Annotated in this window: 14 protein-coding genes; all 14 read right to left on the bottom strand. The window is 37.5% G+C overall.

Annotation, left to right across the window (positions count from 1 at the left end):
- Nucleotides 1-7 precede the first annotated feature (7 nt).
- The 14 genes from WAA15_RS00310 to WAA15_RS00245 all read right to left on the bottom strand — a co-directional run bounded on the left by WAA15_RS00310 (nucleotide 8) and on the right by WAA15_RS00245 (nucleotide 15797).
- Nucleotides 8-1195: a hypothetical protein gene (locus WAA15_RS00310; RefSeq protein ID WP_337040328.1), complete on the bottom strand. Its 1188-nt coding sequence runs from the start codon at nucleotides 1193-1195 to the stop codon at nucleotides 8-10.
- Between the two features lie 8 nt (nucleotides 1196-1203).
- Nucleotides 1204-2070 (bottom strand): TssN family type VI secretion system protein, encoded by an 867-nt coding sequence (locus WAA15_RS00305; RefSeq protein WP_337040327.1) that lies wholly within the window; start codon nucleotides 2068-2070, stop codon nucleotides 1204-1206.
- A gap of 11 nt (nucleotides 2071-2081) precedes the next feature.
- Entirely contained in the window at nucleotides 2082-3062 is a 981-nt protein-coding gene (locus tag WAA15_RS00300; RefSeq protein ID WP_337040326.1) for a type VI secretion system baseplate subunit TssG, read from the bottom strand.
- The gene (locus WAA15_RS00295) at nucleotides 3059-4822 is read right to left on the bottom strand and encodes a hypothetical protein (RefSeq protein ID WP_337040325.1); all 1764 of its coding nucleotides are present in this window, start codon (nucleotides 4820-4822) and stop codon (nucleotides 3059-3061) included. The genes WAA15_RS00300 and WAA15_RS00295 overlap by 4 nt, the downstream gene beginning before the upstream one ends.
- Before the next feature lie 7 nt (nucleotides 4823-4829).
- Nucleotides 4830-5312: a GPW/gp25 family protein gene (locus WAA15_RS00290; RefSeq protein WP_337040324.1), complete on the bottom strand. Its 483-nt coding sequence runs from the start codon at nucleotides 5310-5312 to the stop codon at nucleotides 4830-4832.
- A complete protein-coding gene (locus tag WAA15_RS00285; protein WP_337040323.1) occupies nucleotides 5312-7081 on the bottom strand; it encodes a phage baseplate assembly protein V in 1770 nt (589 codons plus the stop codon). Before WAA15_RS00285 ends, WAA15_RS00290 begins: the two co-directional genes overlap by 1 nt.
- 91 nt (nucleotides 7082-7172) lie before the next feature.
- Complete coding sequence (gene tssD / locus WAA15_RS00280; protein WP_337040322.1) at nucleotides 7173-7583, bottom strand: type VI secretion system tube protein TssD; 411 nt, start codon at nucleotides 7581-7583, stop codon at nucleotides 7173-7175.
- A 31-nt stretch (nucleotides 7584-7614) separates the two neighbouring features.
- Complete coding sequence (tssD, locus tag WAA15_RS00275) at nucleotides 7615-8013, bottom strand: type VI secretion system tube protein TssD (RefSeq protein ID WP_337040321.1); 399 nt, start codon at nucleotides 8011-8013, stop codon at nucleotides 7615-7617.
- 67 nt (nucleotides 8014-8080) lie between these two features.
- Nucleotides 8081-9490: a hypothetical protein gene (locus tag WAA15_RS00270; protein ID WP_337040320.1), complete on the bottom strand. Its 1410-nt coding sequence runs from the start codon at nucleotides 9488-9490 to the stop codon at nucleotides 8081-8083.
- Nucleotides 9491-9521: 31 nt separating this feature from the next.
- Complete coding sequence (locus WAA15_RS00265) at nucleotides 9522-9995, bottom strand: type VI secretion system contractile sheath small subunit (protein ID WP_337040319.1); 474 nt, start codon at nucleotides 9993-9995, stop codon at nucleotides 9522-9524.
- A 445-nt stretch (nucleotides 9996-10440) separates the two neighbouring features.
- Entirely contained in the window at nucleotides 10441-10923 is a 483-nt protein-coding gene (locus WAA15_RS00260) for a DUF4123 domain-containing protein (RefSeq protein ID WP_337040318.1), read from the bottom strand.
- A 69-nt stretch (nucleotides 10924-10992) separates the two neighbouring features.
- A complete protein-coding gene (locus tag WAA15_RS00255) occupies nucleotides 10993-11631 on the bottom strand; it encodes a hypothetical protein (protein WP_337040317.1) in 639 nt (212 codons plus the stop codon).
- A complete protein-coding gene (locus WAA15_RS00250) occupies nucleotides 11628-14654 on the bottom strand; it encodes an RHS repeat domain-containing protein (protein WP_337040316.1) in 3027 nt (1008 codons plus the stop codon). The genes WAA15_RS00255 and WAA15_RS00250 overlap by 4 nt, the downstream gene beginning before the upstream one ends.
- 6 nt (nucleotides 14655-14660) lie before the next feature.
- A complete protein-coding gene (locus WAA15_RS00245) occupies nucleotides 14661-15797 on the bottom strand; it encodes a PAAR domain-containing protein (RefSeq protein WP_337040314.1) in 1137 nt (378 codons plus the stop codon).

Genomic DNA, 15797 nt, shown 5'->3' with positions numbered 1-15797 from the left:
TAATTAATTAAAAATTCCAGCCTAATCCTCCTGACGAATTATTATTATTATTTTGCTGATTAATTGGTTGTCCGGTATAATGATGGGTGTCGCTCCTAAGTTCTCTTTCTTCATAGGTAGAGATATCGTTGATGACTTTCACATAAAACCTGAATACTTCTGTGAGTACTTCAAGGTGGTCTGAGAGTTTTTTCACAACGGGGCCTATGTCATCATGGTTATAGGGTACTCTTGTGAGCTCGGCATACTTCTGAGGCGAGTAGCGGTGATGATTCGGCATTTTGTTTATTTCGGCCGTAATTTTATTTTTCTCATCATCCCCCAAAGTGCTGATTAAGTAAAAATGGAGGTTTAGAAATTCGATAAAGAAACTCAGACTATCGATTGGGGTAATATCTTTATCATACAAATCAATTCTGGTTATGTTAGGTATCAGAAACTGATTGGTATGCTCGGCCACATACATGATTCCTCCGGCGAAAACGCTGTGTAAGAGCCGTTTGTAGGTTCTTACTGTACGGATTATTTCGAGAGAATCCGACATTATCATTTTTACTTTCTTCTTTAGAGAATCATTGTAGACCTCATACAGTTTGCTATGAGAAGAAATAGCCATACAAGGCGGGAAATAGTCATTATCTTTACTAAAATTACGATTCATCAGCCTTACTTTACCAATTACTAACGAACTACGATAAGTAGACTGGTTGAGGCTAAAGTTTGCCGGTAGCACAAAATCTATTTTATAAACTGGTTGTGCATGGGGTTGTCTGGTCGGGATTTCTTCTTTTGAGGGCTCGCCAATGGGTGCTCTATCAAAAGGATTGGTATGTATGATTACATAAATTTCATAAGGTTGGCTATCCAGATTCAGGTAATTAACCATCTCGTTCACATTTGTGTGTTTCGAGAAGTGCTGGTTAATAATTTCAATTCTGTTACCGTTTGACGTAACCGCCCTACAATTTGTCAGGTTAACACTCAACGACTCACCATTGGTATTAATTTCTACCTGAAAGTTATTTTCGTTTGTTTCATTAACAGGCAGAATACCATAGTAAAAACGGTTCAAAGCCAGCATTCTGCTATCTCTCAATCCATCAATAAAAGCATTATCTGTTTCAATAAAATGCTTTTGGGTAATTTTCATACCGCTTACCCAGTTGACCGGCAAATGTGATATACTTGTTAGCATGATAATCTTTAGTTAATTTGGCGCGCAATAATTCTTTTTTCTGATAGCCCCAGTTCTTCACAAGTTTTATCGGGGTCGATATACCTGTTTCCATAAAAAAGCTGGTTGAAAAAACCTTCTGCTTTAATATAAAAATGCCATTGTGTACCAGCCCCTAACTCATTACCCAAGTTAATTGTAGGCAGTTTTTTCAGCATTCTGTCTTCGTTAAGTTGTAAAATAAACGCATGGAAAATTTCACCAAATGGGGCCTTTGTAGGCAATTTTGGTGTATATGGCCCCAGTGGTTCTACTGTGTTAGCGAGAATCATCAGTTTAGGTCGCTGGATAGAGTTAGGGTCATATTCACGGATATTCGGGCGTTTATTAGGGATAGTCCAGATTTTATAAAGAGGTTCAGGAATTTCGTTCCAAGCTCTGAAGGCTTCTCTCATTAAAAACGGTACAGGATAAAACAGTCCGCCTGTCCATAAGTTATCAGGCACCGAACTTTTATAGAAAATTCGGGAAATAACCAGAATAAGCAATTGCCCCAATAGCGATATAGCCAATGTAAACCAGATTTTATTACTCAATGGAAGTTTATCGACCCATTTCAGATTTCCATCAAACGTCCAGATATATAAAAAGCCCAGTAATAATGCCACACCGCACAGTATCAGGCTAATATAAAGTATTTCAAATTCTGCTTTTTTGCTGCCAATGTAAAATATACAACCCAACAAGATTGACGTAAATACAATGCTTACCAGTAAAAACATTAGTATTTGTCTGAAATATCTTGGGCTTTCGGTAAGTGCTTCATTAGTTGCAAAGAAAAGCGAAGCAATTATCAAAAAAATAAAAACTAAAATCTTAATTAAGTAAACATCCATAATCAAACTATTTATAAAACTGTGGTAAATCCTAAAACACTATTTACGTTATCGTTGAGCTCGAAGCATATACCCTCTTGGTCGTGCTGCGACTCTTTTCTTTTTAGTATTAAATTTGTTTCTGCATCTACTTCAAATGGAATAATAATTCTTTCGATTATTTTAAGCAGGTTATGTTTTGTGCCTCTGGGCAAAAACTCTTTCACCTGTTCTTTATTTAAGGGGCCTATGTGTAAAATCCATCTGAAAGTTCCGTCGTTAACTTTATTGCCTATGACTGTATTTACACCCAGAAGGTTATCTCCACCACAAACAAAAAAGGCGGTATTATCTTCTGGCAACTCACTTTCTAAAGCTGATTTAACCTCAATTTTTATGGGTGCCTCTAGAATATCGGTCAGGCACAATTCTGTTTGGGTTCTATTACCAACAACCTTATATATATTAGGTAACCATTTGAAAAGTGCAAAATACTGGCGTGCTGTCAGGTTTTCGTTTATACCCCATATATCGTCTACAATATTTTTAAGCGCGGGTAAATTCTTTTCAAAACTGGTGTAATAAAACTGTTCTTTCAGTTCGATATCAACTCTTTGCCTGAAAAATTCTTTTTCAAAAGGGAAGAAAAACATACGAGCCTGTTTCTCTTCAATTTCATGTTTTTTACGTTTTTTCTCTAGCCAATGCTTGTTATCGGTGTTTTTCTGTAAATCTTCATAAGCGTTTTCTTCATGAAAAAGGCTTTCGGGCAGAGTATCGTAAAGGGCATTTCTGGTTACATGAAAATTCAGTATTTTTTTGTTATCATCATAATACAGGCTGTCGATATCCTTTTTAAATCCTCGCTTGAAATAACTGATAGCCCTGACATCGATATTGTCATAATCATACCCTTCTTTAATTAAGTTGGCAATTATGAATTCTGTCAGATAATCAATGTTGTCTGTGGCAAGCTGACGATTGATTCTTTTTTGCTTTTCTCTTAAACTCATTTATAATCGACCATTATGGGTAATACCTGCATTTGTTCATTCAATAGAAGGCTTATGTCATGGCACATACCGGCCCATTCGCCCCTATTGGGGTTTTCTTCTTTTGGAATTAACTTTACATGAATGTATCTGGTAAAGCCTGTTGAAGAGTTCTGCCCAATCATGACATCCTTTTTAACTTCCACGTCGGCCAGTTTATCTCCTACATAATCCATACAGAAAAGGCGTATATCCTGATGTGTTACCACACGCCCCCTTGAGGTGAGTTTATGCCGGAAGCTAGCTATTTTTTCACTTTCAGTTGGCCGTTTTCTACCTCTTTGGATGGTTAGCAGCAAACCGTCAGAACTGATACCTTCGGCGTTATCTGACAGAAATTCAGTTAAAGACTTCGGGTATTGCTCAAAAGCTGAGGTTGTCCAGAAAAAAACATCAACGGCTTCTTCTTCTTTAGATTCTTTACCCTCTACATAGACATAGATTTTATTCTGCCAGTTATCGAGGTTTTCGTTTAATTTCTGAAGTATCCTTTCAAAATTCTTTTTAACCTCCTCAATATTTTCTGAGATAAAATTACCATAGTTCAGTTCCTTAAACGCGTGGGTTTCATCCTGCAAAACATTGGTTACATACCTGAGCAATTCCTTTGCATCACGGTTGTCGAAGCGTTCTATTCCTTTTCTTCTGAGCGAATACATTAGCTGCCTGCCTTTGTTACCCAGTATTTTTTCAACAGCCATAAACTCTTCACTATATTTGGTAACAATGGGTATCAGGTTACTTTCGCCATAGATTTTGTATGTAATTGGCTCATTAATTTTTCTATTGAGTACCGGAAACGCGTTTGTTGTACAGTACAAGCGTTTAATGGCTTCATGGGGCATATCACGCGGGAACTCTACTTTAATCCAAAGCAGGTTGTCAATCCGTTGGTTGATTATTTCATCATGAAAGATTCTTAATTCGGCCGGAGTTTCAAATTTTTCTTTTTCTAACGGAACTGACTTCGTGATGGTTACGAAGGCATCACGATAGAAATTCTGGGCTTTATTTTCGAAATAATTCAGAATAGTATTCGGATTAGTGCTTTCCTTAAAGGAGGTTTCGTTTGCCGCCGGAGTAATGTCATTACCATTGAAATACCACTTGCTTTGCTTGATATAAGGGTAATATTTGTTTTTTTCGTCGTCTACTGTCCAGTCAAAAAAGAATCTTAGCCCTTGCAGGTTTGTACAAGCAGATAGGTATTCAATGCCTAGCCAGATAGTATGTGAATGAAGCTGAGTATTACCTTTCAGGGATGTTTTTTTGCTTACATCTTCAACTTTAGAAAAGTTAACGCTATTGACCAGAAAAGCTACTTCTGCCCCTAATACCTGAAATTCGTTAGTAGCCGAAAGATAATATTCTTCGTAGCTTTCATCAACTTTTACAGTACCCAGAAAATGATTCTGGGGTTTAACAGCCACACTCGGGGCCGTTTCGTAGGAAGTCTGCTTTACTTTTAAAACACCGAATGCTGGTTTCGGAATATCCCATTCGTCAGGCATTAAAAGTTCAGCCAACCTGTTCAGGATTTCCGATTGTGAGCTATGAAACTTTTCTTCAATTCTTGAAAGTTCGTCAGCACAAGCACTTAACAACATCTGCACGAATGGGTCAAGTGAGTCAGTACCTCCCTGCATATTCCATTCTTTGCCAATGGTTTCAAGCATTGAATGTTTGATAGTCTTGTAAGGTCTTGGCTGAAAATAACTCATAATTAACTTAATATTTAAAAGATATACGAATAGGGCTAAAGTACATAAGTTCTTCAAACTCGAATGAATTCGATGTAAATTTGAACTTTGCGTCTACTTTTACCATAAACTGATGGCTACGTGAAGTTGATTTACCGGTATTTTTTTTCAAAGAAATATTAACCCTTATATCAACAAGCCGTCTTTCATATTCAATAATTTTTTGTTTGAAATCTTCTTTTATCAGTTTTTCCCAGTTCGATTCATTCGTTATGTTTTCGAAGTCTTTACTCCACCCCAGATAGCCAAACTCAGGGTCAAAACGGCATGATTTAAGGCGCGTTCGGAGTATCAGGCGCAGGTTTAATCTGATAGATTGGTCTAGGTCAATTTTATCGATAGAGCTTTTACGGACGTAGGAATCGTCGTCTAACTGTTCGTCTGCGTTTTTATGCTGAATAAAGGAAGCAATATTCAGGGGCAAATTGTAATATTTAATTTTTTTGTCCATCAATTCAGTTTTATTATACCTGCCCTAATATTTGCGGCAGTGCCTCCGTCTACTTCTAACTGGCTTGACCTCAACTTGGTCTGAGCCGATGACTCAATCTGGGTATTAGCAGTAGAGGTTTTGATTTTAGTTCCTGCTTTGATATTTACTTCTTGCTTGGCATCTAGAATAATTTTCTGAGACTCCATTTTTATTATATCTTTTGCTATGAGTTCAATATCACCTTTTGATTCTACCTTAATTTTGCCTTTACCGTCCATCGTGAGCGTTATCTGGTTTTCGCCCTTTGGATTTTTAATCTGAATTATCTCCTTCCCTTTTTCATCAATAATCAGGATTTCGTTACCGCTTTTTGTTTTAATGCCCTTTTTAAAGTTCTGGTCATGCTTTTTATCAGGCTGTTTGGCTTTACCATGATAGGCACTTCCCATAACAATAGGCAATTGCGGGTTGCCGAGTTCATAGCCAACAATTACTTGTTCGCCAATTTCGGGTACGAAATAAAATCCGTATTCGGAGCCACTCATCTGATTTGCCAGACGAATCCACGGGGTGGTATCGTTACCTTTTTGCCATTGGGTTTGCACTTTTACTCGCCCTAGACCTTTAGGGTCTTTGTTGTCTTTCACAATAGCATATTCGGGGTCTGCTCTGGTTACCGACAAGTTTAAGTTAACTGGCGGAAACTCGACTCCACTGCTTTTCGGAATAGCTGTAAATATATTGGTATACATGTTGTCACGTACCAAGTGGGTGATGCCCGTTACACGATACGTACCATAATCTTTATGTTCAGACCTTCTGTCTACCCTGTTGCTTCCTAAAATCTGTACCTGATAACCAATATGAATATCAGGGTATACACTCGAACCCGTTATTTCAACCATTGAGTTAGCAATGCGGGTTTTCTGGTTTTTAAGGGTATTTGTCAGGTCTCCGTCTGAACGTAGGTGTGTCGAATAATTAGTAGTGGTTTTTTGCTTGAATAAGTTACCAGATTGTTTTAAACTGAAATCATTTAAAGATGCCAGACCAGACACTGCTATACCTGTTGAATCTTTGGCAACTAGTTTATCGTTCTGATAATGATAAAACTGGCTTTCGATAGTGCTTGGCAAAACCTGCATTCCGAGGTTAATATCAATCAGGTCTTTATCGAAACCAAGTTGAACGTTTCCGCCTTTGGGGTCGCCGAGGCAAATTTTTTTACCGTCATAATAAAACCATTCATTGCTGATGTCGGCCAAGCGGCTCATGAAATGAAAATGGGTTTCATTAAACTGTATTGTGTATTTCCAGGATACTTTTTTTCTGGGTTTTATTTCGGCGTTTGATAAAAACGATGAGTTTACAGCTTTGATAGCACCGTTTACAATATCTTCAATATTTTTTTGTGCAAAGGTTTTTTTAACAGGGCCTGTATCTAGCAGGATAGTGGGGCTAAACCCACTTAATACAACTACCGACTCGGCATCAGAGGCCGTTCGGGCCATGCTAACCCCTGTAACTATACCTCTGAATACGTATTCAACAGGTTTACCTCTTAAATAACGCTGGTTTATTATATAAATATTAATGGCTTTGCCGAGGTATTTCTGGTAAGAATCCTTGAAAAAACCATGTTGTTGTTTATTCTCAATTTGTGAAAACGGGACTTCGACCGTAAAAACATGATGCCCAAAAAGTATTTCCTTTATTTCAATACTTGAAATAATTTCTATCTTAGTATTATCATCAAATACAATTCTTGTTTTTACTTCGTATGCCATGAAATAATCGGACGAGGTTAAATATGAGTAATAAAGAAAAAAATAGCATAGTTCTGTAACGAATATGCTATTTTTTGTTCGTCACATGTTATCAATCGAAGTCTTTCCAGATATTTTCATGTTCAACTGAACCCACTTTTAGTTTTTTTGCTGAAAGGGTGAACTTCACAATCATTGGTCGAGGTCTTTCTATCTGACCTAATTCTGGTCTGTAATATTCTTCGTACTCTACGCAATAGGCATCGGTAAATTCGATAGTTTTACGGGTCGACAATGAATTTACTGATTTTATCAGTAGGCTTCCACCTTTTACGCTGGTTGGGTCAGATGCCCACTCAGGTATGGTGCTATCACCTTCTTTGATTTCAAGTTCTACCTGAATTGTTCCGCCTTGAACGCGTCCGACGGCTCTACCGAATTCATCATAAGGTTGTGCAAATGAAAAACGAAAACTCAGTACTTGTCTTTCCGCTCCGCCATCTAAAGTGAAATAGGCTTTCATGATTGGTTAAATTTTTAAGTTTAAGAGAATATTAACTTGTCCATTCGTTGTCCAAGGCAGTACCACCAATGGTGATTTTCTTGGATGAAATCAGTAATGACGTAGTGTAGGGCAGATTAGGGTCTGTGTTATCAAACTCTTCTGTGTATCCTACGCAGAAAGCCTCTTCAAAATCGACTTTTTGTTCAATTTTTTGTTGAAGCCCCAGAAACTCTATTGAGCCACTTTCTTGCTTGTAGTGGTCAATCATCCAGTCGGTTAAAGAATCTTCTGAGTTAGCACCTTCACATCTTACTGTTACATGAATGGTTCCACCGATAACATTGCCTTTTGGCTGTCCGTAGAAGTCAATGTCTCTCTTAAAACCATAACTTATTTTAGACACAGGAAATTCTCCTCCTGCTACCTTTAGTTTTGCTTCTATAGGCATAGTTGTAAATTATTAAAATTTAAGTTATAAAACACTACTGGGTAAGTAATAAAACGCTTGCGGGTATCTATTTTCTGCTGACATCGGTTGTTCCATCTTCCAGACGGCTCAACGAGAACACGAAGCTCCGGGCAGGGTAGAATGGTGTAATGCTTAAATCAGCATTGATTACATCTTTGTTATTTTTATCTTGCTTAATGTTATTGATTTTAAAATCCTGAATCATTTTGGCATTATGTTTCAGGCTATCCAGAAACTGGGTTAAATCCTGCTGTACCTGTTTTTGTTCGGCGGGGGTCCAGAGTTGATAGGCTTTTGCATTGAAATAGTGGGTAAGGCATTTGGAAATAAAGTTATATACCCTTACTACTGAATATTTATTAAAATCAATATCACCACCATTGTTAAGGCTTTGGTCACCATAAGCAATTACACTACCTTCATAGGTTGTTAAAGGCACTAGGCATCTTTCATGAAGGTTAGTTAGGTGGTCTCTGGTCAGGTTCATTCTTACGCCTTTTGCATCGAAAAGGGTTCCATGCTTCACCCCTGCAATGGGTTGTGCCGGATTGTTAGAGAGTAGCCGGCCAGCCAATGCGCCTGCACCACCTACCAGTAGTGGTAGTTTCTCTCCTACTTCGGTATAACCGTCTCTGGCTACAATTTCATTGGCTACTACAACTGCATTAGCCAGATGGTTGGTCATGCCTGAAAGTTGGTTTTCCTCCATATCGATTGAGCCGAGGAAGGTATTCCGGTCATCATTAGAGCCGAAAGTCGAGTCAATATCGATGTCTTCGGCAGTCCAGTTCGGCAAATCAGAATAATCGGTAATCATGGTTACTCTATTCTCATAGCATATTTTGGCCCACCCTTCAATGGCTGTTTTAGAGCCCATATAACCCGGAATCAGAAGTAAAGAGTAGCTATCACGCATATCGACGCTGTTGAAAGCCTCTTTAAATCGGCTGTGAATCTCCTGACGAGCAGAAGAATCGGGCGATATAATATCTTCAAATTGTATATTAACAAACTCAACGTTTTTGATTCTTTGCTCACCTGCGTTACTATAAAAGAGTGCTATTGAACGGAAGGATTTTTCAAGATTTCTGGATTTTTTCAGAATCTCAATCATATTTTCGTTATAGGTATCTTTTACTGTCGTTTTATCTCCTTCTATCATTGTGTAAAGGTCAGTGGCATCGCCTTCTGCTTTTAATACCTCTACCCATTGTTCGAGTTGTTTTTTTATTTTTCTGCGTTCTTCTTTCTTTTTTTCATCTTTCAGGAAGATGTTTTTTCTGGCTGTCTGCGCCGGATCAAGGTTTGTTAACCCTCCTGAAACGAGGTTTGAGGCAAAGCTAAAGCCACCATATTCTTTCAGCTTTGCCAAACTATCTTCAATGGTAGCGGCAGGGGTTTCGGTCTGTAATTTATGTTCTTGTGAGCTTTGTTCTTGTAAATCCTTCTGAGCCATGAGTTTCTTGTTTTTAAGATGCTTGAATCTTTTACTTTTCGCTATTTTCTAATTCTTCAATCAATGAAGAAAACAGATTGATAAGAGACTGACGAGCTTCAGGCTTTTTCAGTAAGCGGTTAAATACTGTATTGTTTTTTAATTGTCTTAACATGGTATTATACCCTTCTTCACTTTCTTTAAGGTCTTTCATTAAAGGCAAGCTATTGGTAATTTCTTTCGGATTAAAATCCTGCATTTTCTTGAAATTAACTTTTACGCCATCGTGCAGATTACCTTCTTTGTCTTTCAGGTCTACATTGATAGTAGGCTCGAATTTCTTAAAAACATCTTCGAGCGTTATGCCTGATGGGTCAGAAAGGACTTCTGGAATTTGAGACGGGGCATCGTAGGAAAACTGACCCACTATTGCAGTTTTATCAAGGTTCAGGTACTCTACCTTCGCGTTCGACTCCCTTTCTTTCTCAGTACCTCCGGGAGGTAGGGTTTTCGTAGTATAGGCCATATTATAGGTAAAACTTTATGTGTTAAATATTCAATAATTTTTTCATGCATCAACTTATTAATCACAAGGCAAAAGACACCCAACCCATGCCAGTTCAACACGATATTCACCTTTTTTATTACTCACTTAATTCTGGGCAAAAGCCTAATTGTCAGAACATATCATTCCTGTGCCAAAATCTTGTTCGACATTAGGTATACGGATAATAAAGATTTTTATGATCGACTAAGTTGTTGTATTATAAGCTTTTCTAAAAGCGGACTCATGCTGTGTTTTTGATTGACCTGCAGAATTCTATCAAAAACTTTTACCGAATAACTTATACTTTTTTTCTTTAGTATAAGCTCATGCAATACACACAGGTTTCTTAAGCAAGTTATATAAAATACTATTTTCTCTCTAACATTTTCTTCTTTTTTTATTTTCCGGCTCGTTTTAGGGTTTGCTAGTAAGTTATTGGTAGTTTTACTGTTTTTAGCTTCTCATTTTCGATACTGAAATGAAGCTGAAAATCTTCGTCGGTATCTTCACAGAAAAAAACTTCGACAGGCCCAAATAACTCTTTCAATTGTGTAACGTGACAAGTGGGCAGAAAGGTACGCAAGACACGCGGGTCATAAAAACGGAAGTATACCATTCTGCCGTCATCCTGCATGGTTACAATCAATAATTTTTGAAGATGAGCGGCTAGTTCTTTCAGGGTTAATGAGGTATTTATAAAAATCCCCCAAGAGTCTCCCTTGCCTTCGTTTAGTAACCAGTTATATAGCCGGCTATCTGCTTCGCAAGGGAAAAGGTGTGGTGTAATGGTCTTGAAGTCGTCCTGATTAACGCTAGTCTGTAAGGCAGCCCCCTCTATTGCCAGCTCATAAGCCTGGCCAAAGTCTGAACCAATTCTGATAGGGTCAAGGAGGGTGTATTGGGGCATTTTATTTTAATCTTGAGGACTTATTATTTATTTACTCACTAAATATAGTAATATAACTAAAAGGTATCATTACAGTTTTAAGGCTTTTTTTGTTTCAGATAACCATTTATTAAATAACTCCTGCAAACCCTCTCTAGAACCTAACGTTTTTTCTATTTCTAGAGTCCTCATATAAATATCATTTACATAAGGTTTTCTCATATCTTCTTTTTGGCTGATATATTTTTTCAATTCAGCTATTTCATTGGCACTATTGAGATTATCTGCGAAGCAGGCTGAGTATGCAACAGATTCAAAGTGAGCTAAAGATATCTGTTTATCATTTTTAAAAACTCTATAAAATAAATCTGCGTTCGTTACTTTTGACAAAAAATTATCGTCTATTTGATTTATATAATTTGCCAGTTTTTCACCTAACTCTGCTTTATTATCTTCGATATAATCCCACCATTGCATGTTTTCAGGAGATTTCACTAATTGTCCGAATGTTAAGAAAATAAATGGACAAGGCACATAAAGTGGCTGAATAAAAGCAATTACTTCAAATTGAGTTATTGAAAAAGCAGAGCTATTAAAACAAAACCCTCTCAGTAATTCTGAATTACCTATTTCTTTATAAATTAAATGATTTTTACAAATCCAGTCCTGACTAACAAGATTAGGTTTTATTTCTTTATTGAAAAATGTTTTTAAAATTTTAGCTTTCATTTAATTACAGTTATTTGATTTGAATCAGAAACCCCTGGAATATTGTTTATATAACGGGTTGATTGTTTTGGAGATAGTACAGCTTGACCTGTCTTGAAATCAAACACCTGTTTGATTGTACCATCATCATTTAACAAAACCACATCTGCTCTTGAAGAACCTTTAGTTCCGTATTTAACAGGGCGGCCATTCAAATATGATTGTTCAGTAGCAACATTTTTTAAACCACTTGAATCAACAAGTTTTTTAAATTCAGTGTGTGCAGCTGTACCAAAACCTTTTTGACCTTCAACAAGGCCTGTACGAGCAGTAGCATTTGCTTTTGCTTTTGCAGCAAGCTCTGTCAGTTTACTTTCTGTTTGAGCCACTTGGGCTGCTCCAATTACTTTACTAGCAGACCTGCTGACACCTGAAACCCCAAAACCAATTCCTAAATCTACCGCCGTACCTATCTTGCTTGCTGTGCTTTCGCTTGCTCCAAGTGCTTCTGCTGTACTTTTTGTTCCCTCATAAGTCAATGTGTTGGTATTTTCTCCCGTCCATAATTGTCTTATTCCTGCCTGAAATGAATCTGCTCCATGCACAACACCAACTACTCCTGCTACCTTTGTTAAACCTGTTGGTTCAGGTGCCGCTAATAAACCAACTCCCACTATAACTTGTATTGCTCCTGAAATTGCCTGTACTCCTCCCAATATCCTTATTACAACAGGGTTATTTAGAAGGTCGAGTATATCAGCATATAAGCTTTTTGCTTTGCTAGCTAAACAAGCTATTAATTCATTTGCTCCGTCAATTAGATTGTTTATAATTGAGGAAGCCTTATCAGCAATATCTGAAACGCCTTTAACTACCGCATTTTTTACATTACCATAAGTATTTTTTAATAAAGCAATCCCACTGTTAGTTGTTGTAACAACGGCACTTTTAGTTTTATCCCAGCCTCTACCAACAGCATTACCAACTTTTTGTGCGGTTGTACTGATAGTATTTTTTGCATTTAATGCACTATCTTTAATTGTACTTCCTATTTTGCTAATCCCTCCTCCTATAAATGTAGATATGCATCCGAGAGCATCAGCTTTATTGTAAGGGTTATTATTAGCATAGTTATAATTTGAAGCCTCTGCTTCATGCCATCGGGGGTCACGCGAGAGATACGTTTTAAGTTGTGGGCTATAATATCTACCTACATTATAATGCAAATCTGTTTCGGCATCAAAATATTGGCCTTGTAAACGCCACGGCTGATGAATTTTCCTTACACGATTCGAAGCTCTTCCAAAGGCTTCATATTCAACCTCCCATACCAAGTCTCCAAAGCTATCAATTGCCCTGATAATAGCTCCGCGGTGGTCTTGTTGAAGTAAATATAATCCTTTTTCATCTTTAATAGCAAAGGGTATCGATTCAAATGGTCGATAAAGATATTTTTGCCTATGCTGTTTTCCGTCAGCATTTATTGTTATTTCTTCTAATAACTGAGTTTCAGCCCAAATAAATTGCGTTGTTTCTTTTCCATTGGTTTTAAGGATTCTCCTGCCAAAGGCATCATACTGATACACCCAGCGGTTTCCTTTGGCCTCAACAGACTCCAACAAATGATTATTCTGAAAGTTAGCTTTGATGCCAAGAAAATTACTGAGATTTCCGTTAGCATCATACCCAAGTATATGTTCGCCATATACTTTTACCTCTTCCATGGCGCCAATTACAATAGTATTGTTAATGGTAGATACCATTTGCCCGCTACGGTCGTAGGTAAATTTTTCGATGGTTTTATTCTCACTAGCTTTTACTTCTAGGAGGTGGTCGGCATCATCATAAGTAAATGTCCTGTCAGGAAACTTACTTCTGGCATCTGTAATTCGAGATAATCTTTCCTGATTATCATAATCATATAGCTGCCCGTAAGAATTGCCATTTAGGGTATTAATGCTTGTTTCGGCTATCTGTCCGTTAAAATGGTCTCTAAGGCTGTATTCTACGTTTCCTCCAGAAAGAATAATCTTTGAAGTTGAACTTTTAGCATCATAAGTAAATTTGTGAACTTCACCTTCAGAATCACTTACTTCTGAGAGTTCTCCGTCAATGTCATAAGCATAAGACAATTCATAATTATCAGCATAAATAATTTTTGATAGATTCCCTATTTCATCATACTCATATTTTATGGAACCGTACTCTCCTGCTTCTTCAACAACTCTGTTTTGAGCATTTTTTTTAAAATTAACTAGACTATTTTCATTTTGAATAGATGCAATATTTCCTTTCTCATCATATTCTAATAAAATGAAGTTACCATCTTGCCACTCTACTTGCCGAAGATTATTGTTATCGTCATAGTAATTTCTTACCCAACTATTATTACGTTGAGTGATTTCGAGACAGTTATTCTCTTCATCGAATTTATAGGTTTCACGGCTACCGTCAGGATATTGAATATATCGGAGGTCGTTTTCACCTACTTCGTAATGAAAATAAGTAGTGCGGTTTTCGGAATCTATTTTCTGACGAAGATTACCAGAATTATCATGATTAAAAACCTTTTTTTGCTTATTACCATCTATTAAACTATGTAAATAGCCATAGGTTTTGTCGTATTGAAACAGGTATTTAATCTTATCGGAAATCTTTACTTCAGAAACTTTATGCTCCTGACTATATTTTATATTTATAGAGGCCCCTCCCTTATGTTTTAAATTTATAAGGTTACCATCTTTAGTGAAGATTTCTACGGCATTGCCGTTTGGCATTTGTATTGACTGAAGGCCACCACTAGGATAATATTTGAGGTGATAGGATGTGCCAGAAGGTAATTGAAAAGTAGAAGGTAATATTTCTTCATTGTAACGCAGCCAAGAAACATTTCCAAATTTATCTTTAAATCCTATATCTTGATTTTCCTGATTTTGAATTGTTTCGTAACCACATTCTTCCAAAAGGCCTACTACCTCGTCTCTAAAAGAAAGGTTAAAGTTCTGCCGTATAGGCTGAATTTGTTCGCTACGAATCTGAAACATAAGCTATTACTTACATAGTTCTAAAAATGCCTTTCCACTTAAAGCTCCCAGCATTCCCATGACTGTTGTAGGGCTAGGGGTATCTCCTATCAGGACGGTCCAGCAACCTTGAATTATTACACCACCATGTGAACAGTTGTCCAGAAAACGAGCAGCCATTTTGTTGCCTATTAAAACGGACGAGGAACCCTTTACAATGCTATCTGGCGGGCCAACACATGTACACATATCCCCGACAGTAGCTGCTACCAGCCCACCGATTACCACATTAGGAATACCAGGCCCAGTAATAGGCCCACCAAAGTGGGGTTTAAAAATGGGGTCAACCATGGGGCATAAATGAAAATCTGTTAAACGTGCGGCAGGAAAAGCAATCGAAAAACCGGGTATTGATGGCTCTATTTCTGGTATTGAAGCCTTAGGTATATCTGCGTTAACAGGCAAAGCTGGCTGCGCTGGTGTAGCAGGTGGCTCTGCCAGATTATTAGCTGCACTGCTACCTGAACCACCGGGTGCGGGCTGTGCAGGTGGTGCCGGATTTGGAGTTTTATTCAGGAAGTTTTCTTCAAACCTCTTGTTTCTGCCTAATTCCAGCTTGACTTTCTTACCTTCTTTATTAGTTAATTTAACATATCTTTTATAATTTTCTTCTACCTTTTTTCTGTCTTTTTCAACTACCCCATCCATCAAATTCGGAAAAACTGATAAGCCGGGGTTATACTCAAAATCAAAAAGTATCTGTTTCTGTTCGTCATCCAGTTTGTCCCAATCGTACATGCTTTTGTCTGCATCTTTCTTGGTCTCGGCTCTTTTTTTCAATGCACTTTTTACTCGTTTTTCATATTCTGAGGTAAGTACATCGTTAAAAAGTTTTTTCTGCTGTTCTTCTTCTATTTCAATATCCTGATTTTCTTTTACCCATTTGGAAGCGTCATCGCCTGTTTTATTGGCACCCTCGGCTAAACGTTTTGCTTTATCTTCGTCTATACCTATGGCCATCATGTCTGCTTTTATTTCTTCAGCGCTACGCTTTTTCATGTCATACCCCGGCCCTATGGTTACACCTGAGTCTTCTGACGGGTGGTGTGGTTTCAGGCTGGTAGCATCTACTTCAGAATTGTATGTAAAATCATAATTTGCCAT

Source organism: Emticicia sp. 17c, from assembly GCF_037153985.1.
In the GTDB taxonomy this organism is placed as follows: domain Bacteria; phylum Bacteroidota; class Bacteroidia; order Cytophagales; family Spirosomataceae; genus Emticicia.
The sequence above is the reverse complement of the archived record's forward strand: the minus strand, read 5'-3'. Positions and strand labels throughout refer to the sequence as shown.